18 protein-coding genes and 4 pseudogenes are annotated in these 19,377 nt (G+C 35.5%); 11 read left to right on the forward strand and 11 right to left on the reverse strand.

Annotated elements, in window-relative coordinates:
• Positions 1-130: 130 nt before the first annotated feature.
• Both ACVRZH_RS02710 and ACVRZH_RS02715 read left to right on the forward strand, forming a co-directional pair.
• Positions 131-1,912: an HsdM family class I SAM-dependent methyltransferase gene (locus ACVRZH_RS02710; RefSeq protein ID WP_447453793.1), complete on the forward strand. Its 1,782-nt coding sequence runs from the start codon at positions 131-133 to the stop codon at positions 1,910-1,912.
• A gap of 19 nt (positions 1,913-1,931) precedes the next feature.
• Positions 1,932-2,120 carry a hypothetical protein gene (locus tag ACVRZH_RS02715; protein WP_447453794.1) on the forward strand — a complete coding sequence of 63 codons (189 nt, stop codon included), beginning with the start codon at positions 1,932-1,934 and terminating at the stop codon, positions 2,118-2,120.
• A gap of 260 nt (positions 2,121-2,380) precedes the next feature.
• On the opposite strand, the pseudogene ACVRZH_RS02720 reads toward ACVRZH_RS02715, so the two are convergent.
• Positions 2,381-3,331, reverse strand: a pseudogene (locus ACVRZH_RS02720) (IS30 family transposase).
• Between the two features lie 185 nt (positions 3,332-3,516).
• Here ACVRZH_RS02720 and ACVRZH_RS02725 point away from each other — a divergent pair.
• From ACVRZH_RS02725 to ACVRZH_RS02745, 5 genes and pseudogenes are all read left to right on the forward strand, one after another.
• A pseudogene (locus ACVRZH_RS02725) lies at positions 3,517-3,714 on the forward strand (S8 family serine peptidase); the annotation flags it as partial.
• A gap of 38 nt (positions 3,715-3,752) precedes the next feature.
• On the forward strand, positions 3,753-4,436 hold the full coding sequence (locus ACVRZH_RS02730; protein WP_447453795.1) for a response regulator transcription factor: 684 nt from the start codon (positions 3,753-3,755) through the stop codon (positions 4,434-4,436).
• Entirely contained in the window at positions 4,429-5,103 is a 675-nt protein-coding gene (locus ACVRZH_RS02735) for a hypothetical protein (protein WP_447453796.1), read from the forward strand. The genes ACVRZH_RS02730 and ACVRZH_RS02735 overlap by 8 nt, the downstream gene beginning before the upstream one ends.
• A gap of 27 nt (positions 5,104-5,130) precedes the next feature.
• Positions 5,131-5,286, forward strand: a pseudogene (locus ACVRZH_RS02740) (histidine kinase dimerization/phospho-acceptor domain-containing protein); the annotation flags it as partial.
• The gene (locus ACVRZH_RS02745; protein WP_447453851.1) at positions 5,281-5,769 is read left to right on the forward strand and encodes an ATP-binding protein; all 489 of its coding nucleotides are present in this window, start codon (positions 5,281-5,283) and stop codon (positions 5,767-5,769) included. The pseudogene ACVRZH_RS02740 and the gene ACVRZH_RS02745, both read left to right, overlap by 6 nt.
• 256 nt (positions 5,770-6,025) lie before the next feature.
• Here ACVRZH_RS02745 and ACVRZH_RS02750 read toward each other — a convergent pair whose 3' ends face one another.
• The 3 genes from ACVRZH_RS02750 to ACVRZH_RS02760 are packed head-to-tail and all read right to left on the reverse strand — an operon-like array spanning position 6,026 to position 8,088.
• Positions 6,026-6,688 (reverse strand): ABC-2 family transporter permease, encoded by a 663-nt coding sequence (locus ACVRZH_RS02750; protein ID WP_447453797.1) that lies wholly within the window; start codon positions 6,686-6,688, stop codon positions 6,026-6,028.
• Between the two features lies 1 nt (position 6,689).
• Complete coding sequence (locus ACVRZH_RS02755) at positions 6,690-7,406, reverse strand: lantibiotic immunity ABC transporter MutE/EpiE family permease subunit (RefSeq protein ID WP_447453798.1); 717 nt, start codon at positions 7,404-7,406, stop codon at positions 6,690-6,692.
• Positions 7,384-8,088 (reverse strand): ATP-binding cassette domain-containing protein, encoded by a 705-nt coding sequence (locus tag ACVRZH_RS02760; protein ID WP_447453799.1) that lies wholly within the window; start codon positions 8,086-8,088, stop codon positions 7,384-7,386. Before ACVRZH_RS02760 ends, ACVRZH_RS02755 begins: the two co-directional genes overlap by 23 nt.
• A gap of 247 nt (positions 8,089-8,335) precedes the next feature.
• Here ACVRZH_RS02760 and ACVRZH_RS02765 point away from each other — a divergent pair, with 247 nt between their 5' ends.
• Both ACVRZH_RS02765 and ACVRZH_RS02770 read left to right on the forward strand, forming a co-directional pair.
• Entirely contained in the window at positions 8,336-8,944 is a 609-nt protein-coding gene (locus tag ACVRZH_RS02765; protein ID WP_447453800.1) for a hypothetical protein, read from the forward strand.
• Positions 8,945-9,150: 206 nt separating this feature from the next.
• Positions 9,151-9,294 (forward strand): annotated as a pseudogene (locus ACVRZH_RS02770) (zinc-ribbon domain-containing protein); the annotation flags it as partial.
• A 453-nt stretch (positions 9,295-9,747) separates the two neighbouring features.
• On the opposite strand, the gene ACVRZH_RS02775 reads toward ACVRZH_RS02770, so the two are convergent.
• Positions 9,748-10,017 (reverse strand): hypothetical protein, encoded by a 270-nt coding sequence (locus tag ACVRZH_RS02775; protein ID WP_447453801.1) that lies wholly within the window; start codon positions 10,015-10,017, stop codon positions 9,748-9,750.
• Positions 10,018-10,108: 91 nt separating this feature from the next.
• Positions 10,109-10,966, reverse strand: a complete 858-nt coding sequence (locus tag ACVRZH_RS02780) for an Rgg/GadR/MutR family transcriptional regulator (RefSeq protein ID WP_447453802.1) — start codon at positions 10,964-10,966, stop codon at positions 10,109-10,111.
• An 87-nt stretch (positions 10,967-11,053) separates the two neighbouring features.
• Between ACVRZH_RS02780 and ACVRZH_RS02785 the strand changes: the two genes are divergently transcribed.
• Together ACVRZH_RS02785 and ACVRZH_RS02790 are read left to right on the forward strand one after the other, a co-directional pair.
• Positions 11,054-11,938: an ATP-binding cassette domain-containing protein gene (locus ACVRZH_RS02785; protein ID WP_447453803.1), complete on the forward strand. Its 885-nt coding sequence runs from the start codon at positions 11,054-11,056 to the stop codon at positions 11,936-11,938.
• Between the two features lies 1 nt (position 11,939).
• Positions 11,940-12,638 (forward strand): ABC transporter permease, encoded by a 699-nt coding sequence (locus tag ACVRZH_RS02790; RefSeq protein WP_447453804.1) that lies wholly within the window; start codon positions 11,940-11,942, stop codon positions 12,636-12,638.
• Between the two features lie 404 nt (positions 12,639-13,042).
• Here ACVRZH_RS02790 and ACVRZH_RS02795 read toward each other — a convergent pair whose 3' ends face one another.
• From ACVRZH_RS02795 to ACVRZH_RS02815, 5 genes are all read right to left on the reverse strand, one after another.
• Positions 13,043-14,125, reverse strand: a complete 1,083-nt coding sequence (locus ACVRZH_RS02795; RefSeq protein ID WP_447453805.1) for a hypothetical protein — start codon at positions 14,123-14,125, stop codon at positions 13,043-13,045.
• A 114-nt stretch (positions 14,126-14,239) separates the two neighbouring features.
• Positions 14,240-15,961 carry an ABC transporter ATP-binding protein gene (locus ACVRZH_RS02800; RefSeq protein ID WP_447453806.1) on the reverse strand — a complete coding sequence of 574 codons (1,722 nt, stop codon included), beginning with the start codon at positions 15,959-15,961 and terminating at the stop codon, positions 14,240-14,242.
• Positions 15,954-17,687 carry an ABC transporter ATP-binding protein gene (locus tag ACVRZH_RS02805; protein WP_447453807.1) on the reverse strand — a complete coding sequence of 578 codons (1,734 nt, stop codon included), beginning with the start codon at positions 17,685-17,687 and terminating at the stop codon, positions 15,954-15,956. Before ACVRZH_RS02805 ends, ACVRZH_RS02800 begins: the two co-directional genes overlap by 8 nt.
• Before the next feature lie 114 nt (positions 17,688-17,801).
• On the reverse strand, positions 17,802-18,407 hold the full coding sequence (locus ACVRZH_RS02810; RefSeq protein WP_447453808.1) for a lysozyme family protein: 606 nt from the start codon (positions 18,405-18,407) through the stop codon (positions 17,802-17,804).
• Positions 18,404-19,375 carry a nucleoid-associated protein gene (locus ACVRZH_RS02815; RefSeq protein ID WP_447453809.1) on the reverse strand — a complete coding sequence of 324 codons (972 nt, stop codon included), beginning with the start codon at positions 19,373-19,375 and terminating at the stop codon, positions 18,404-18,406. Before ACVRZH_RS02815 ends, ACVRZH_RS02810 begins: the two co-directional genes overlap by 4 nt.
• Positions 19,376-19,377 lie beyond the last annotated feature (2 nt).

Below are 19,377 nucleotides of genomic sequence, written 5' to 3' on the forward strand. Positions count from 1 at the left end.
ATTCCGAAACTTTGACAACTTTAAAAGAAGGATTTTGATTGCCTTGAACATCAAAAAGGAGAGAACCAATCTGATTCTCTCCAGATGTTAGCTTTTCATCTACCCACTACAGTTGACAAAGAGCCGATATTTGCAAAAACTATCCCTAGCAAATAAAATTACCATTGTTGAAGCTTTTAAATATCTATTTAATGAAGCTCTAAAAAAATATCCAAGTATTTATCCTGGTGATGAAGCAATATTTTTGATTGAAGATGATGAAGCGCTCTTGAAAGTTGTTGAGGACTTGTCGCCATTTTCATTTTTAGGCACAGGTGAGGACATAAAAGGTGCTGTTTACGAAATATTCTTAAAAGGAACACTCAGGGGGGATTTTGACCAATATTTTACCCCTCGAGAAATAGTTGATTTTATGGTTAATCTAGCCGATCCTCAGATGGATGATGTATTTATTGATCTTGCATGCGGCTCTGGTGGCTTCTTAATTCAGGCTTTTAATCATGTTAATCAAAAAATTATTAACTCTCGAAGTTCAGAAGTTGAGCAGAAGAAATTGTTTAAAGATTTAATAGATAAGAATATTTGGGGGCATGAGGCGGATAAAGATTTACATGTGTTGGCAAAAATAAATCTTATTATGCATGGTGATGGATGGAATAATATTTATCAAGGAGATACGTTAGTATCAACTAATTTAGCGGACAATCATTTTGATTTGGTTCTAGCTAATCCACCTTTTACTATTAAGTATGAATTTGCTGATGTTTTATCACAGTATGAAATGGGATTAGGGAAACAGAAGGAAGAACTTGATATATTATTTGTAGAAAAATCTTTAAATCTATTAAAAGAGGGAGGCGATATGTATATTGTCTTACCTGAAGGTTTATTAACTAATAAATCTTATCAATACTTCAGGGATTGGTTGTTAGAAAAGGCTGATTTATTATGTAGTATTTCACTTCCTGAAGGGGCATTTATTCCCATGGGAAGCTCCGTCTCAAAAACCTGTATATTAGGCGTAAGAAAAAAATCAGCAGATCCCAACTATAAAATTCCAACACATGCATTTCTAGGTGTTGCAAAAGAAATTGGTTTTGAAACAGGGAAAAAGACCTATAAGAAAATTGGTGAAAATGATTTAAATGAGTTTTTAAATGATTATGATGATGTATATGAGGAAGTTAGGACTACTCCTAATGGTGGAGAGTATGCATGGATTTCTAATTCTAAAATCACATCTAAAAGACTTGGCGCATCTCATCTTCTTAATTTAGTAGATGTTAAGAATTTAGAAACTACAGTTCCACTTGGAAAAATTGTTTCAATTAATCAACCAAAAATTCCTATTGATGAATCTAAACAGTATTACTATTTAGAGATTCCGGATATAAGTGAATCCACTGGTGCAGTCACTAATATACGGAAGTTACTCGGCAAGGAAATAAATAGTGCTAGTTTAGTAGAATTTAAACCTGGAGATATCCTTTTTTCTAGGATTAATCCAAGAAAAAATAGAATTACGTTAATTCCTGACATTGAGTATGAATCTGACATGAAATTCGTTACATCTGGAGAAATTTATGTTTTAAATCTAAAAGAAAAGAACGGATATTTTTCTTGTAAAAATAAAAATGCTCTTGTTCCTATTCTAAGAAGCCCATTTGTCAAGGAGCAAATTGTAAGGTTAGGTGTCGGATCTTCAAGTTCTCGGTCCAGAGTCTATCCAGAGGATCTTGAGGGAGTAAGGATTCCAATCTTGGATGAAAAAAAGTTAATTAAACTTTCAGAAATAGCTACCAAAAATTCACTTTCCATATGGGAAGAGTCACAAAAATACATAGAAAACCACATAAGGATGCAAAGTATACTTGAGTTTTTTGAAGATAAAGATATTTATCGTTCGATATAGAAAAAAATGAGGAGATAAAATGGTATTTAATACAGGAACCGATGAAGAAATCAAAGATGACATTCAATTAGCCGAAAATACTGAAATCGATGAAAATGAAGCAGCGGTTGATTTTATAAATAAAAGGCAAGAATTAGATAAAACAAAGATCTCTAAACAAACATGGTCCATTCGGGAAATAATAAAAAAATCAAAGAAAATCAATTAGACAGAGAACCAAATTATCAAAGAAATTATGTTTAGGATGATGGTAAGCAAATTGCATTTATTGAATCTCTATCAATGGGAATTGTTGTTCCTCCACTATATTTTGTAGAAGTGCCCGGAAGAAATGTTATGGATCCAACTTGTTATGAAGTAGTCGATGGCAAACAACGATTAAATTTTATTTATCGATTTGTAAATTCAGAACTAGTACTAAATGAGAAATTTCTTGAATACTATGGAGATATTTATAAACCTAAATTGTCAAATTAAGATAGACTTTTTCAAGTGACTCAGAAAAACTTGGTATGGTGTTTGATAATTCAAGGATTTTCTAGGAATTCTATTCCTTTTATCAGCTATAGCTGATAAAAACTGCTGAGAAATACCAGTAAAGTCCATCTGTTTCGGAAGTCCATTCTGCCGTAATAAGCCATTTGAATGCTCATTGAGACCTCGTTGACCAGGACAACCTGGATCGGCGAAGAAAATATCAATGTCATGTGCATTCGAAATAGACTTCCAATTAGAAAATTCTTTCCCACAATCAAAGGTTATCGACTTAAAGAGATGCTCTGGGAATTGAGACAGCCATTGATTGATGGCAATCTCAATATCACTTGCTTTTCGCCCCTTAGTTTTCAGTGTAATGATGGCTTTTGAGAGGCGTTCTACTAAGGTAATAACTGCACTTTTGTGTTTCTCGCCAACAATAGTATCTCCTTCTAGGTGTCCAAACTCTGTCTGAAAATGAGGATAGAGTTTAGCTCTTTCACGTAAATCTCTGCGAAAGGCTTGTTTTCCTCGTTTTTCGCTATGACCATTTGGTTTTCGTTTGCCTTTCCAAGGGAGGTCTTCTTTCTTGAAAACACCACGGTCTGCTAATCGATAGAGAGTTCTCATAGAACAAAAAATCCTATCTGGATAAGTTCCTTTAATGACATCAAGGCTCCAGCTTTGCTCTAAATGGGTTTTAATAAAGTCTTTTTCAGCTTGCGAAAGACTTATTTACCTTCCGCCCACAGCGTTTCTTATTGGCTTTATAGTGTTCATAATAGTCGTAGGCGGAATGTCCGTCTTTGAGAAAGTTGATAACATTGTAGATCGTCTGTTTTGATCTTCCAAGAGCCTTCATAATATCTGTCACTTTTTTACCTTCTTGGTAGTAAGCCTCTATCATGACGAGTTCATTTGTGGTTCATGGGTATAGGTCATTTATGTTAGTTCCTTTCAGACAAATGTGGTAGTTTATCTGAGTCTAACATAGATGGCTTTTTCTGTCTAGCTTAATTTTACAAATTGGGAAATGGAATAAACCTCTTGTATTCTGAACAAATTCTGAAATACTTTGTGTAATGTTTAGGTGAAATGTAGATCTTTTTAGGAGGTCTTTTATGAAAAAGTATACCTATGCTTACGGAACCTCAATATCAGCTCCTAAGGTTTCAGCGGCGCTAAGTTTGATTATTGAAAAGTATAATTTAAAAGACCAACCAGATGAGGCAATTAAAATATTATATCAAAATTCGTGGATAGATACAGATGATACTGGAGCACCTTTCCGCTCTCTAAATATTAGCAATTTTATCCCAAAATAGTGTACAATAAAGATAAGAAGATGTTGGGAGGGAAGAACATGTATAAAATTTTAGTGGTTGATGATGATTTTGAGATTCTTAAGCTTATGAAGACAGCTTTAGAAATGAAAAACTATACTGTCACTACTTGGCAGAGTGTTTCCCTCCCAGTGGATTCTAGGGATTTCTTGGCGTTTGATTTAATTATACTGGATGTTATGATGCCTAATATTGATGGCTTACAACTATGTCGTCAAATCAGAAATAAGGTAACTGTTCCTATTATTTTTGTGAGTGCTAGAGATAGTGAGGACGACATTATTTCAGGGCTAAATTTAGGTGGAGATGATTATATTACAAAGCCTTTCAGTCTAAAACAGTTGACTGCTAAAGTTAGTGCTCATTTAAAGAGGGAGGAACGTGCTAAACGGAGAGATGAACAAGAGGTGCTTATTCGTGAACGCTGGCCTTTTACCTTTTATTTAGAAGAAAAAAGTGTCTGTGTTAAAGGTAAGGTAGTTGCGTTGACTAGCCGAGAATATGATATATTAGAGCTTTTGTCTCGAAGTCCAAATAAGGTGTTTAGTCGTGAAGAAATTTATGAACATGTCTATCATGAGGAAACCGATGCCTTGTTTCGCTCAATTTCTGAGTATGTTTATCAGATTAGGCATAAATTTACCCTTTTTGGAGTTAATCCTATCAAAACTGTAAGAGGAATGGGGTATCAATGGAATGGCTAAGACGTATTCTGTCCGAAGCAGGCTGATTAAAGTGGTTGGAGAAGTTCTTTTAGGAACGAGTCTTCTAGCTATTACGGTGGTCATTTTAGGTTATCTTTTAGCTGTTACCCGTCAAGTTAATACGGCAGGTGGTGATACAGATTTTATCCTGAGAGAACAAGCCACCATCCAAACTATTACGCATCAAATGGCGGGATTATCTTTTGACTATGTGGTTTTTGATGTAGAGTCTGAGCAAGTTTTATCTGGTAGTTATCAACCAGAGGAACTTAAATATTACCAGCGGTCTTTTGAATTATCAGAACCTCTTGAACGCAATAACATTATTTATTCAATTAGTCGTAATACCGACTTAGCTTTGGTTGTTAGAGAGCCACTGGTATCAGAATTTGTGTATCCTCCTCTACGTCAGGTATCTTTTAATACCGTATCCTACCTGCTATTTTTTGGGGGAGAAATGGTGTTGCTGGTTTGGGTCATTTCACGTTTGGCTCGAGATTTTGCCTATCATTTTAGACTGATTCAGGCTATCTCACTTAATATTGGCAATCCAGATGTCAAAGTACCAAGAGCAAGTGCAACTCTTTCGGAATTCTCAGAGGTGCTCGAGATGCTTTACCAAAAAGATGATGAACTCATCAAGCTCATTGAAGCAGAACGCTTGTAGAAGAAAGATTTATCCTTCCAAGTCTCAGCTTTGGCTCATGATGTGAAGACTCCCTTGACTGTTATCAAGGGGAATTTGGAGTTGCTAGACATGACAGATGTGACAGAACAACAAGCTAATTTTATAGGCTCCATCAATCACAGTATCGCCGTTTTTGAGAAGTATTTTAATGCGATGATGACTTATTCTCGCTTATTAGCAGAGGATAGAGATTATCAAGAAGAAATTGTCATTTCTGATTTTTTGACTGAGTTATTGCTAGAGATACAAGATATGATGCAAACAGAAGGTGTGGTTTTTGAGCTAATCAATCACTCTGAACAAAAGATGGTTTTAGGGAATCGTCTCAATCTGGAACGTGCCTTAACTAATATTTTGCTCAATGCAGCTCAACACACTCTTCATGATAAACATGTTAAGATGACCGTCAGTGATAGTGAAGAATTTTTGGCTTTTACGATTTGGAATAGTGGGAAACCATTCTCAGACCAAGCCCTCAAAAAAGCTAACCATCTCTTTTTTACAGAAGATAATGGACGAAGCGGGAAGCACTATGGCATTGGCTTATCTTTTGCTCAAGGTGTTGCAGTCAGACATCAAGGCCAACTCATTCTAGAAAATCCTACGACTGGGGGAGCTCAGGTCATATTTTTGATACGGAAGTAGTTTTACTTCTGCCCTATTCCAAATAGTTACAAGAGTCCGAGACAAAAATCTCCCTGACTAACACAAAAAGGCAACGGATTTGATGCCGTTGCTTTTTGTGTTGAATCTCTGTGTTTTTGAGCAGAGAGGTTTTTGTCTCGGACTCTTTGAGTGTAAAGGTTAGTGGGTGTTTTTGACCGCAAATCCTCTCTGTATACAAGATATTATAGCATTACAATCCGAATACTGCGCATACAGAGATAGTATGAATTGAGGGTTATTTGTGATAACTGATAAAATATAGATTACAGATTAGGCTTAATGCTAAGTATGACAAGAGTGGCATGATGACTAGACTTGCACCACCATCATGGATAGCCAGTAAGTTATTAATGGGTAACACCATAGGTATCCAAGGTGATGATAAAAATACCCGATTACTAGCAAAAATCACAATCAGACATTCTACAAAGGCAATCATAAGATTTGAGGTTCGACTGATGGCGAGAGTCAGTAGGCTATGGAAATGATTTAACCAGATAGCAAAAGACCAGATGAAACAACCAATGAGAAAAGCTTTAGTAGTCATGTTAAACAAGACTCCAATGGCCAACCAGACTAAGAGGGTGGGACAGGCTAAGAGAATGTCAATGATAAGTATTTTAGATAAGCAGAGTTTCCAGATAGAGGGACTGACTTTCAAGTGTTGACAGTGATTAGCGACCATTTCTTGTTCATAGGTGAAAATAGTCACTAGACTGACGACTAAGCAATCTGCCAATAGGGGGAGAAAGATTATGGCTTCCCAGGAGTAGCTACTGTTAGAAACAGCTAAATAGAGAGGCAAAATCAGTAATTTCGCTCCAGTCAGTAGTGAAATAGCTTGTAAAGCAGGAGAGTTCTTGAATTTTAGAAATTCACTGGTCAAACAAGCTAGCATCTTAGTTCCCCCTTTCTTTTAGGATGAAAAGTAGACTTGCTAACCAAATCAAGGTAAATCCGACTATCAGAGCAGAGAGGCTATGATGATTTGTCAATAAGTTGAGATCAACATCACCAGATGGCTTTAAACCCATAATATGTTCGCTAATCTTATAGGTATAGGTGTATGGTAGGGCAAACCAGACACTGGTTCTAGCCAAAAGAGGAGCGATTAAAAGTCCAAAGAGCGTATGTGATAAGACACTGATGTAGTAGCCAATTTTTTGACTAAGGAGATAAAGAAATGGTAGCGTCCAAAGAGAAACCAGAAGCATCAGGATTAAGGTCACACCATCGCGGATAAGATTTAGAGTGATAAAACCGATATAGGCTTGTCCGATACCATAGAGTAACAATAGGAAAATACCACTAGCTATCAAGCAATCCTTAGCGATGAGCATCATCTTAGCTAAATAAATGTTGAAGGTTATAGAGAGCCCTTTGATATTTTGTCGCCCTCCTGCCAGTTCTTCCATTTTGTTATCTTTGAGGACAAGTAAAGCGATCAATAAATTGAGGAATAAGGCCTCCCACCAATAGATGGCAAAACTTTCGAGTAGCTCAGGTCCGACCAGGAGAAAAGCTATGAGATTAGATAGCAGAGGGAGTACAGTGACTAATTTCCAGGTTCCGCCCCCTTTTCTTTTCAGGTGTTCAGCTTGTAAAATGCTCATCATTTGGTTTTCCTCCGTGTACAATTGTGAAAAAGATGTTTTCGAGATTATCATTTGGATGATAAGGTTGATTATAACGAATGTGTCCTTGATGGAGTAAGATGATGTGATCAGCAACCTTACTAACATCATATAATTGGTGGCTCGAGATAAGGATTGTCATGCCGTCTTGTTTCAACTTGACTAGGAGATGGAGTAAGCTGTTGATGCCTTCAGGGTCAAGGCCGTTAGTTGGTTCATCTAGAATCAACAATTTTGGTCTGGTTAATAATGCCATCCCTAAACCAAGTCTTTGTTTCATGCCCAAAGAAAAATGACCAGCTTTTTTCTTTCCTGTATGAGATAAACCAATCAGTTCTAAAACGTCATAGATACGCTCATCGCTGATACCGTATAATAGAGCTCTTGTTTTTAAGTTATCAAAAGCAGATAGGTTCATGTAGATAGCAGGTTTTTCAATCAAAGCTCCGATTTCTTCGGTAGCGATGTGATTGTTACCATCATATAAGATTAGTCCTGAGTCTGCCTTATCTAAACCATAAATGATTTTCATCAGAGTTGATTTACCAGCCCCATTGACCCCTACTAAACCACAGATACTACCACTGTGAATATCAAAAGAAATTCCTTGTAAGACTGATTGTTTCTTATAGGATTTCGATAAGTTTTGGATTTGTAGTTTCATTTTTATAACCTCCTTTAATACTGGCTTTAGTCTAAAATGTTTAATTCAGAATTTGTTCAGAAACAATTAAGTGATTTGTTGTCAAAAAAGTATGAGACATCGCTATTCTCTGAACAAATTCTGAATTAAGGGTTATAAAATACAGGTGTTCGAACAAAAAAATAATATTTACAGAGGAATTCAATATGAGTAATGATGATTTCAACTTAGATTTGGTAACAATTTCAAAAGCTAAGGTAGGTTTATTATGAAAAAGGTAACAAAAATTATTCTAGGAGTAGTTGCTACTTTGGCAGTACTTGGTTCGACATATGTTTTCTTATTGAGTAAGGATGATCCTACCAAGGAAGTGATTGACATTGCTAGACCTACTAAAATGGAAAAATCGCCCAAAAAGGTTATGAATGATAAATATGAAAACGAAAAATCAGAAAAGACAAAGGATACAAAGACTGAGAAGGTAGCTAGCCAAAATGATTCAGCTAGTACAGAAAATATTTCTAAATCCGAAAATGCCACCTCTACGGTAGTTAGTGAAGAGCCTTTAAAAAGCAATGAGGAGCGTTCGTTTGATCCTATTGACAAGGATAATCCTGCTTCTGAAACCAAGGCCAAAGAACCAGGCAAAGGCTACTGGGATGCTAGTCATGGGGGTACACTGGAACTCTATGAATCAACACCTGTCTATGCTGATAAGGATAAAAATGGCCCCATTATCTTTTACCAAGATGCAGGTATGATTGATTGGGATAAATACTTTATTGAGGAAGAGGATAACTGGTATAGCTTTACAGTTACTGAGGAAGATGGCCAAGCCACTAGATACTATATCGCTTACTCTGATGTTGGGCATTGATGAAGGAGTAGTTTAAATCACCTCTTCACTAAGAATCATGGTGGTGATAGAAGCAATAACGCCTTTGCTATCAAGGAAAGCACCCACCAGGAAAAACACGACATCAATATCGTGGAAAAGACCGAAATTGCTCAAAAGGAAGTCGCCCTGATTGAGGATGAGGACACCATTTTCCCTAGGAACAGGGACGACCTGAAAAGGCTTGGTGGATATGCCAAAAGAATCCAGAGCATAGGTATATTATGGCAGTATGTAACAGAATTATGCATGTTAAACGTGAAAAAGCCTCTTGCTTGTTCTGCAAAGGGTTGAGGCGGAAAAAAGAACATTTTGTACAGTTCGAAAAATAATCGAATCAGCAATAATTGAAAAGCAATTTCTGATATATTAGACAAACCTAGTTGATTATCAATTAGGTTTATTACTTGCGAAAAAATAAACTGATGCAAAGTCAAAAGTACATGATATAATAGTGTCCCAAATCCTGTTCTCAAAGGAATTAAGTACATTAAAATGCTAAAAAATTTTTCGGGTTATTTTTAAAGTAGTATAACAGATCAATAAATATTTTTCAAGAAAATTATAGTTTTTCGGAAAGTTGTGAGTGATGACAACACTTTTATTCTCTCATAACTAAAAAAATTTTTAGAGAAAGATTCTCAAAATAGCCTTTATTTAAGTACAAACTGGACTTTTTCGAGATAAATAACTAAAAATGATTTTTAGCTAATCAATAAGTTTAACTATAGAAATAACGCACATTGTTAGCTAATGTGCGTTACAACTCAGTATATGATTATTTTTTACTCTTTAACAACTGTTTTTGAGAATGGTGTTTTGTTGGTTTCAATCAAACGACTTAACCAGTCACCCTCATCATCTCCTTCATCGTCAGTGTCTTTATCAGTGTCATCTAAGTCTTCATCACCTTCTGAATAGTCAACGGAGCCAAATAAGACTAAGTCATTGTTAGGCTTTGATTTGTTTGGTTCACCCTCCAACTGATTGAAAACAAAGATACCTCCAAGCACAAGGACAATACTCAATAGTAACACCTTTTTCAAATTCTTCATCTGTCATTTCCTTTCTGTTAAACCTTTTAGTTTAATGTTGTAAGCTTTACAAGTATTATCTTACAGAAAATTTTGGAGAATTCGAAAATCGTTACATATCTGTAAGTTGAGAAATAGTGTCAGAAATTTGCTTAGAAAAATAATAGCAATCCAGAAAATCAGCCATTTTTTGGCATTCTTTCATGACCTCTAGACCTCTAGGATTGCCTTGAAGATATTGCAAATGTGCTTTAAAAAACTTTAACTGTAATCTCTCAGATAAATCGTTTTCTAAAATATCTAAAGCATCTATAGAACGTATAATCTTAGCCGCTATTCTTTCTTCACCTCTATCTAAAAGATGACCCACAATATTTAAAGCCACCCGGTAAACACGTCTGCGATTTTCGACGATTCCATGATAAAATTGAGTTTTACCTATCAACTCTGAACAGAGTATCTCCAACGTCTTAGTACTTAAAGCCCTCGCACAATATCCTAAGATCCATATCTCATAAAAACACCACTCATCAATTGACATCAAATAGTCAGCAATAACCTGCTTCTCAATCTCAGGTATAACTAGATTAGCGTCGCATCTATTCAGCATAACATGGAAAACAGAAATCAAAACTCGGTCAGATTGACGTTTCTCTAATTCAAATCGCTTTTCATATTCTTGAATAAGTTTTCTAAAATAGCTAGTATTTCTATTTTCAATTGCTTTAATAAGATTTGGAGATAATCTAACATCCTCGTTTTCATAGTAAAGGTTATAAAAAGTCGAAAATTCACCTTGTAAAACGTCCATACGCTTCAAGCAGTTGAAGAAAATATCCACAGATAGATTGCTCTTACCATTTTCAAAACGGGATAGTTGAGCTGGTGTCACAAAGTCTCCTGCCACTTCTTTGAGAGACATCTTCTTAGCTTCTCGAAGGATTTTAAAAACTTTTCCATAACTTTCCATAGAAAACTCCTAATTACATTTATGTAACGTTTTTTACTTTTTGTCATAAATAGTTTATCATAAAAGAAGAAATAATGATATGAGGAAATGACTATGACATCACTTCTAACAATTGATAAGATTACCAAACGTTACCAAACACAGACTGCTGTAGATGACGTTTCGTTCACCATCCATAAAGGTGAGATTTGTGGCTTAGTAGGTGAGAATGGAGCCGGAAAGACAACATTGCTTCGTATCTTATCTGGACTTATTAAGCCAACATCAGGAGAAATGAAATCAGATCACATCATTCGTATAGGTGCCTTAATCGAGTCCCCTGCTCTACAGTTAAACTTATCAGCTATTGATAATCTCAAGTATCTCTCCCTACAACTGAATTTAGCCTATTCAGAAGCTAAACTTGAGGAAATCCTTTCTGTTGTCGGTTTGACTAACCTCGACAAACAAAAGAAAGCTAAAGATTTCTCACTAGGGATGCGACAACGTCTGGCAATCGCCATTGCCATCCTTGATAAGCCTGAATTTTTGATTCTTGATGAGCCCATTAATGGTTTAGACCCTGTAGGCATCAAGGAAATGAGAAATATCATTTTAAATCTACGAGAACATTATCAGATGACTATTTTGATTTCAAGCCATATCCTATCTGAATTAGAACTTGTCGTTGATCGCTACATCATCATGCACAAGGGAAAAATTATCAAACAATTGTCAAAAGAAGAACTCACTCAAGAGTTGTCTGGCAATGTCTATCTCAAAACAACTGATCAAGAAGCAACAACTAAACTACTACGTTCTCACAAAGAAGATTTTACTATCCAGAAATGCTATATCCTTCTAACACCTGATTGTGATACCGTTTGGATATCCCAGTTAGTGATTGACAACAACATCGGTCTCAAGGAAATTTATCACCAAAAACAATCTTTTGAGCATTATTACCTCACATTGATTAAGAAAGGAGAATAAGATGATTCATTATTTAAAAGCAGATTTATTCAAGATTCATAGAGAGAAAAAGCTAGTGACATCTCTTGTCATTCTAATCTTGCTCTCCTTGCTATCAGCCTTCTTATTCAGTGACGATAAGTCAATCAAGAGCACTGCCTCTATTATGCAGCTATTAGCTCAAATTATGCCCTTATTTTTTATTGTTCCAACAAATATCTTTTTGGGTGAGGATTTCACTTATCGTACCATTAATAACATTGTCATCAAAAGACAAGAACGTTACCCGTTATTCATCTATAAGGTTATCAGCACAATTATTTTTAATCATGCCTATGTCGCTTTAGCCTACATTAGTGCCTCTCTTTGTCGAATTCTATTAGGAGGTAAGATGGATATTTCTTTAGTGGTTAATGTCTTTATCCATCAAGTTCCACTCATAACCTGTATCTCACTCCTTGGAATCACCTTATTTATCTTCTTTAAGAAAACAACACAGGCCTACTTAACTTATATCTTATTGAGTTTGTTATTTGATAATATCTGTCAACTGATTTTATTAAACATCATTCATTTCTCAATTCCTAACGACTATTTCTTGTTCTTATCATTACAAAATATCGGTGGTATTCGCACATTAACAATTGGTATGAGTATCCTTTTTTCAATCATTTACCTTTTATTTAGCTATAGTCTCTTTAAGAACAAAGAATTAAAATAGAATAGCTAGTTTACATCACTAAGATAACAAGGCTCCTTTCATTATGCTATGAAAATTGAAAGGAGTTTTTTGTATAATGAAAGAATTTTTTACAGACCAAGTAGGCAATTTTAGTACAAGCTGCATTTAGACTATTATGACGGGTTCATATTGATTCTATGCTCATTCTACAAACGTTTTGTAACACTTTCTATTATTACCAGTATTTATCTATTCTGTACTTACTTATTTGTCACTTTTAACAAGCTAAAGCACACAATCATTTAACATATATTTTATTATGTTTATAAAGACGGTGTTTTATGTTATTTACTTCATTTTATCAAGCATTTATCATTAAAATATTATGGCCTAAATAAAAAAGCAAATCCTTTTTCAGATTTACTTTTTATATCCTGACTAATCTATTCAAGTTCCTCTAAGTCAATGGCAGGAACTGTTTCCTCACCTTCTTGTTCTTCATCATCTTGAACGCTATCAGATACTGCAATAGCTTCCAAATCATTATTTATCTCATCAGTTTCTGGGCTTAATACTTCATCTGTTTGAATGTGTGAGAAATAGCGATTTAAGTAAATAACGAGATCTGTCAAATCAAGTGGGACAATATTTTTCAGACGAATATGCTGAGGTTTGTCTTGATCAAATTGAACACGCAATATCGGCATGTCTATGTATGACACACGACCTTTTATCTTGACTTTTTTATGTACTTGATTGAAGTGAGTAACGGTATCTAAATCAATCAAACGGATATCTCTACCATACGTTAATAAATGGTTGTTATAGACTAGAATATCAGCATTATCAAGGCTAAAATGAGCATAGGAAATAGTCTGTTCCAAACTCTCATCTAACTCAGGATAGATATCAAATAAATCATCTAAAGCTCTACTATTTTTTAAACGCTTCAAATAAGCAGTCCCAGCCAATACGAGACCAATTCCCCAAAATAGAACAGTCACGAGGTAAAAGCGATTTCGATTTTTCTTTGCTAGAGAAAGAGAAACGAAACGAACCTTATCCATTTCTTCACCTAAGGTGCTATCTAACTTAATTATTTGACTAGCTTTTTTAGAATAATCTTTTCCTTTAAAATAATCAGTTATTTGCAGAACCTCTGCTTCTAAACGATAAGGTGCATCAATCAGACTATCATTATCTTCATAAAGGTGTTTGATAATACTATCATTTTTTTTGGCTTCTAAACCAATATAACCAATAGTGTTCTTTTTGTCTGCATATCCTATCAAATATAATTCTGTTCCTCGTTCTTTTAATGAAACCGATTTGGGATAAATATAGATGACTTGAACAGCAACATTACCATGCTGAGAACCTTGATTTAAAATGTTATTCTGTGAATATAGTTGGTTTGCTCCGAAGTTCATTAAATAATAAAGGAGAAACCCTATGCCAATGATAATAAAAATACCAGAGCCAATCATATAACCTATTAACCCCTGATGACGTCTATCCTGTAGCATTATATCTCCTTTCCTCGTATCATAAGTTTCATTATACCATAATTTCAAGAAACAACGTAACTCTTTGTATACAAATGTCTACACTCTACTGATCTGCCTTTAATAATCATATTTTCATTTTTCTTGAGTTGTTTGCATGTGATAGTAAGTTCCTTTTGCTAGCATTAAATCATGATGGGTTCCTATTTCTTCGACAGTACCATTAGCCATTACTACAATCATATCAGACGAGACAATAGTTGATAAGCGATGAGCAATAACAATACTTGTGCGACCAGTCATTAGTTTTTTTAAGGCATTTTGGATAAGCAAGTCTGTCCGAGTATCCAGCGAAGATGTCGCCTCATCTAAAATCAAATAGTTAGGATTAGTCAAATAAACCCTAGTAATACTCAATAACTGTCTCTGACCTTCAGAGAGATTGATGGCGTTTTCAGTCAGTATCGTATCATATCCGTTAGGTAACTGTCTAATGAAAAAATCTGCTCCTGTCGCTTTAGCAGCAGAAATGACATCCTCTCTATTGGCTGAGGGATTACCATAGGCAATGTTATCAACAATTGTTGCTTCCTTTAACCATGTATCTTGCAAGACCATACCAAAAAGTTGACGAATACTCTGACGACTGTACTGATTGATATCCTGACCATTTATCAATATCGCACCAGAATCAACATCATAGAAACGCATTAAAAGGTGTATTAAGGTTGATTTTCCAGCTCCTGTTGCCCCTACAATAGCAACGCTAGAACCATATGGAATATCTAATGTCACATCAGAGAGAACTAGCTTTTCTTTATCATAGCTAAAGGAAACATCTTTAAAAGACAACTTCCCTTTGGTATTTGCGGCTAATTGTTCTGACCTATCTACTTCTTTGGTCATATCCAATACGTCATAAAGACGTTCCGCACATGCAAAGCTACTCTGTAATTCTGACCAAACAGATGATATCTCATTAAATGGTTTGGTGTATTGAGTGACATAATTTAGAAAGGTTACAAGTTGTCCGACTGTTAAATGTCCTGAAATAATGTTATAAATCCCTAAACCTGTTAGAATGGCATAAATCAAAGCGTTGACCAGGCGTGTGCCAGGATTGACAATCGAAGCATAAAAAATAGCTTTTAGCGAAGAATCAGCATAAACATTATTGAGTTGTGTCATCCGTTGATTAAATGTTTCAGCTGCATTAAAACTTTGAATAAGACTTGTCTGTCTGACAGCTTCTTCAATTAATTGGGTTTGTTGACCACGTGCCTCTACTTGTTTTTGGTAAAAAACATAGGAGCGCTTGGCAATTATTCTAGCTAAAAATAGTGATATTGGGGTTAAGACAAGCATCACTAAAAGCATAGTGCTATTTAAACGCCCCATACTATATAGAGTAAAAGCAATGGTTAAGACACCAGTTAGAAACTGCTTAATCCCCAAAAGAAGTCCTTTACTCAGTTGTTCCGTATCAGCTGTTACTCGACTAACCAAATCACCAATAGATAGTTGCTCTAAAGATGACATTGATATCAGGTGAATGGTTTGCATCAAGCGCTGACGTAAATGGTGAATGTATTTAAAAACTATTTGGTTAGCTAAAAATGATACAGCCATTAAAAGCATTGCATTGATCAAAGCCACACATACCATTTGTACTAATAATCTTAACAGCAAAGTATCACTATCAGAAATTGGAAGTAAATCAACTGCTTGTCCAGTTAATACAGGGAGATAAACAGCACAAAAGACTTGTAGACCTGAGAGCACCAATAAGGCAATAAAACTCAAGATATGACTGTACATATCGGACATCATACGAGACAAGAGCTTATAATTAACCATTTAATTCCCCACTTTCTAATCTTTCTTGGGAAGCATAAATTTCTTGATATATGGCATTACTAGCTAACAACTCATTATGACTACCAAAACCAACTTGCTGTCCCTTATCTAGTACCAAAATCTTATCCAAGCGTTGTAAAACCTTTGTTTTTTGAGATACAATGACAAGTGTTGTATTGGCTAATTCAGTGGTCAGTGCCTCTAATAACCGTTGCTCTGTCAACGGATCAAGAGCTGAAAAAGCATCATCTAGTAGTAAAAAGGGAGAATGTTTAAGAATAGCTCTAGCTATAGTCAACCGTTGACGCTGTCCCCCTGATAAAGAATGCCCAAATGCTAGGACATTACTCTCTAATTGCCCATCACGATGGCTAACAAATTCAGATGCCTGAGCTATGTCAAGTGCATGCCAAAGACTTTCTTCAGTATGGTTTTTAGTAGAGCCTAAAAGGAGATTATCTCGTATAGTACCTTGAAATAAATCAGCCGTTTGAGGGACCAAACCAGTCCACTGTCGCCATTCTTCTAATGTTTGTGGAGAATTATTGTCATGGTAAAGGGATAGCCTTCCTTTGTCAACAATATAGTTTCCTGATAACAGATGAATTAACGTTGATTTTCCAGCACCTGTCCCCCCTATAATGCCTAGGTGTTCTCCTTTTCTTAATTGTAATTGGATAGTCGATAAAGCTGGAGATGAACCTGTTGGGTAGGTAAACGACAAATCCTTGATCACAATACTATATTGCTCATCTCTTGCTACTTTGAGTAATGCAGTCGATTCTTCACTAGGTAAGTCCAAAACTTCCTGAATACGTTGGCGGCTGATATTGGCTTCATTCAGTGATTGTAGAAGAAGAACTAATTTTAACAGTTCTCCAAGGAGTTGTGTCAGATAATTAACCAATGCAACAATAGCACCTTGTGAGAGAATTTGGGTTTTAACTAGGATATGCCCACGCCATAAAAGACACACTAAAGTGATATTAACAACCACAAAAGTTAAAGGACTAATGAGGTCAGCTAGACGACCTGTTATGATCTGTTTGGATAATAACTCACGATTAAGTTTACCAAAGCCATCAAGTTCTTGCTGAGAGTGATTGAAGGCTCTTATCACCCTCATCCCCCTCATTTGCTCACGTGTTTTGACAACCAGTTTATCTAATAAATATCGAATATCTTGATAAAATGGCTTTAACCACAAACTTAAGCCCCATACGATAATTGTAAGTAAGAGTAACATGACAATAAAAAACAGCGTCAAGTCTGGGCTAATGATAAAAGCCATTGTCACAGAACCAAGGATAATAATGGGGGCTCTTAGAAATAATCTTAAAAATAGATTAATACCTGTTTGAAGTTGTAACACATCAGACGTTAATCTATTGACTAAGCTTGAACCATTTAATTGGTCACGCTCTACTTGCGGTAAAGCTAGTATCTTAGAAAACAACTCCCTACTTAAAAGACTGGAAATCCCAACAGCAGCTTTAGCTGCATAAAACTGAGCAATAATCGCCATAAAGGCACCAGACAATGCCAAAATGACAAATAAACCTATAGGTTGCCAAATTAAATCTAAACGGCTTTGGGGAATAATATCATCAACCATATGAGCCATGATTAAAGGCATTACCAATTCAAAACAAGCCTCCAAAAACTTAAATAAGGGAGCTAGTACTCCTTCTTTCCTATAAGATTTAAAAGCATTTTTTAGTGACATTAAGACAGACCTCTCCAACAAAGATTATAGTCATTATTACTCTAACAAAAGCTATCTAAATTAGCAAGTCAGAAAAAAGAGATAGGACCTTTGATTAACCTATCTCTTTATGAGCTAATAAAATACACTGAAGAATTTAATAAGGTATAGATGAAACCTAACTTCTTTTGCATAATAGATATTACCACCGTTTTGATATAGCTCTCCACCCCCATAAATCAGCGATACAGGACTATAATAAGGGTAAGTCTCACCTATCACATTGCCTAAACTTGGTGCAACAACATCTTGTGAATAGCGTTTTGCTAAAGCTATTGTTGATTGGCCTCCATGCTGTGCGACAAAGTTAAGGTAAGGTGTTCCAAAATTATAAGCTTGTATGGCTGTCCAAATATCAACATCTATGTCATTAGCTGTCGCTAGATGCTCCGATACCAAAGTCGCTCCTTGACGAATACTTTCACGGCTATCCGTAATGGTATTTATAGCTCCGCTCACGCTCTCACTAGCTTGCATGACATCCTGGCTTTTCCCTCTGGTTTCAGTATAAATAAGAGCTAAAATCAAATCCTCATTCACATGAATAGCATGTTGCGTCAAAACCTCGTGGACTAATGGTCTATAAGACAAAACCCTTTGTACATTATGGTAGATTCTTATGGTATAAAAAAGACTGAGAACCAATAGTAGCAAACCAAACAAGCGTCGTAGTTGTCTCATAGGCTCTGGATGTCCTGAATGTTTTTAATTAAGATGGAGTAAGTCCCATCATCATTTTGAATAAACTCAACAGATTCTGCATCTTGATAGACATGATGAGGAACCAGCAATTCAATACCGTTAGAGAGCGATAGCTTTTGTGTTTCACGTTTTTTCAATTGGCGTGATGAATCAATATCAGTCAATTTAATAGGATCTGGAATCGCTTCTTTCACCTGATCAACAAAAGTCAATCGTGCCGTCAAATTATCATCAAAAAGCTGATCTGCTAGCTTTTCAGGAGATAATTCCTCTTCCTCTAAATGTTGGTAAATGGCTGATTTGACCTTGGTTTGAAAAGCAAAATCATCCTGATTGAAATTCTCTGCAATTTTTTGCGCTGTTTGCTCCATCATTTTAATGGATTTTTTAACGGATTGTTCTGGCTTAACATTGAGTAAATTTTCTGAAAAATAATTGGCAAAAGAGCCGTTATGTTTAATTCGTTTTTCAATAAGGTAATAATGCTTTGTCGCTAAATTGATGACCAAGGCTTCATCAGGAGTCTGCGCAGCACTTGGTAAGTTATTTTGACTGATTTTCAAGGGAGAATCGGTCAAGTCATTATTATGAATAAATTGTTCACGCAAGGTTAAGCGTAAAAATGCAAAATGCTCTATTCCATCTTTGTCAAACTGGATGAACACCAAATCATTAACTTTTTGATTGTCACTAATGACAAATTCTTCTTTCCAAAGCTCAGAAAACTTAACAGATGACTCCAAAAAGTCATCTGTTAAGAAGGTCATAAAGTCATGATTATCATCAAATTGACCACGTTTGGCTTCATCAGAAAAAACCTTGGTCAATTTTTTTCGGAAATACTCATCGATTTTTGGCGTTATCTGAATAGGTCTATCAGCCAAAAATAAGTCTGTATCATCTGGTCTGAACTGATGGATGATAATTGTCTTTATGTAAAAATCCATCG

This window comes from Streptococcus fryi (assembly GCF_053206505.1).

What these genes read in the sequence shown, in the direction of transcription:
- ACVRZH_RS02755 (WP_447453798.1), bottom strand. Translation starts at nt 7,406, where the DNA reads ATGATGAGCATTTTACAAGCTGAACACCTGAAAAGAAAAGGGGGCGGA.
- ACVRZH_RS02765 (WP_447453800.1), top strand. Translation starts at nt 8,336, where the DNA reads ATGAAAAAGGTAACAAAAATTATTCTAGGAGTAGTTGCTACTTTGGCA.
- ACVRZH_RS02785 (WP_447453803.1), top strand. Translation starts at nt 11,054, where the DNA reads ATGACTATGACATCACTTCTAACAATTGATAAGATTACCAAACGTTAC.
- ACVRZH_RS02735 (WP_447453796.1), top strand. Translation starts at nt 4,429, where the DNA reads ATGGCTAAGACGTATTCTGTCCGAAGCAGGCTGATTAAAGTGGTTGGA.
- ACVRZH_RS02750 (WP_447453797.1), bottom strand. Translation starts at nt 6,688, where the DNA reads ATGCTAGCTTGTTTGACCAGTGAATTTCTAAAATTCAAGAACTCTCCT.
- ACVRZH_RS02805 (WP_447453807.1), bottom strand. Translation starts at nt 17,687, where the DNA reads ATGTCACTAAAAAATGCTTTTAAATCTTATAGGAAAGAAGGAGTACTA.
- ACVRZH_RS02790 (WP_447453804.1), top strand. Translation starts at nt 11,940, where the DNA reads ATGATTCATTATTTAAAAGCAGATTTATTCAAGATTCATAGAGAGAAA.
- ACVRZH_RS02745 (WP_447453851.1), top strand. Translation starts at nt 5,281, where the DNA reads ATGACTTATTCTCGCTTATTAGCAGAGGATAGAGATTATCAAGAAGAA.
- ACVRZH_RS02760 (WP_447453799.1), bottom strand. Translation starts at nt 8,088, where the DNA reads ATGAAACTACAAATCCAAAACTTATCGAAATCCTATAAGAAACAATCA.
- ACVRZH_RS02780 (WP_447453802.1), bottom strand. Translation starts at nt 10,966, where the DNA reads ATGGAAAGTTATGGAAAAGTTTTTAAAATCCTTCGAGAAGCTAAGAAG.
- ACVRZH_RS02800 (WP_447453806.1), bottom strand. Translation starts at nt 15,961, where the DNA reads ATGGTTAATTATAAGCTCTTGTCTCGTATGATGTCCGATATGTACAGT.
- ACVRZH_RS02715 (WP_447453794.1), top strand. Translation starts at nt 1,932, where the DNA reads ATGGTATTTAATACAGGAACCGATGAAGAAATCAAAGATGACATTCAA.
- ACVRZH_RS02795 (WP_447453805.1), bottom strand. Translation starts at nt 14,125, where the DNA reads ATGCTACAGGATAGACGTCATCAGGGGTTAATAGGTTATATGATTGGC.
- ACVRZH_RS02810 (WP_447453808.1), bottom strand. Translation starts at nt 18,407, where the DNA reads ATGAGACAACTACGACGCTTGTTTGGTTTGCTACTATTGGTTCTCAGT.
- ACVRZH_RS02775 (WP_447453801.1), bottom strand. Translation starts at nt 10,017, where the DNA reads ATGAAGAATTTGAAAAAGGTGTTACTATTGAGTATTGTCCTTGTGCTT.
- ACVRZH_RS02730 (WP_447453795.1), top strand. Translation starts at nt 3,753, where the DNA reads ATGTATAAAATTTTAGTGGTTGATGATGATTTTGAGATTCTTAAGCTT.
- ACVRZH_RS02815 (WP_447453809.1), bottom strand. Translation starts at nt 19,375, where the DNA reads ATGGATTTTTACATAAAGACAATTATCATCCATCAGTTCAGACCAGAT.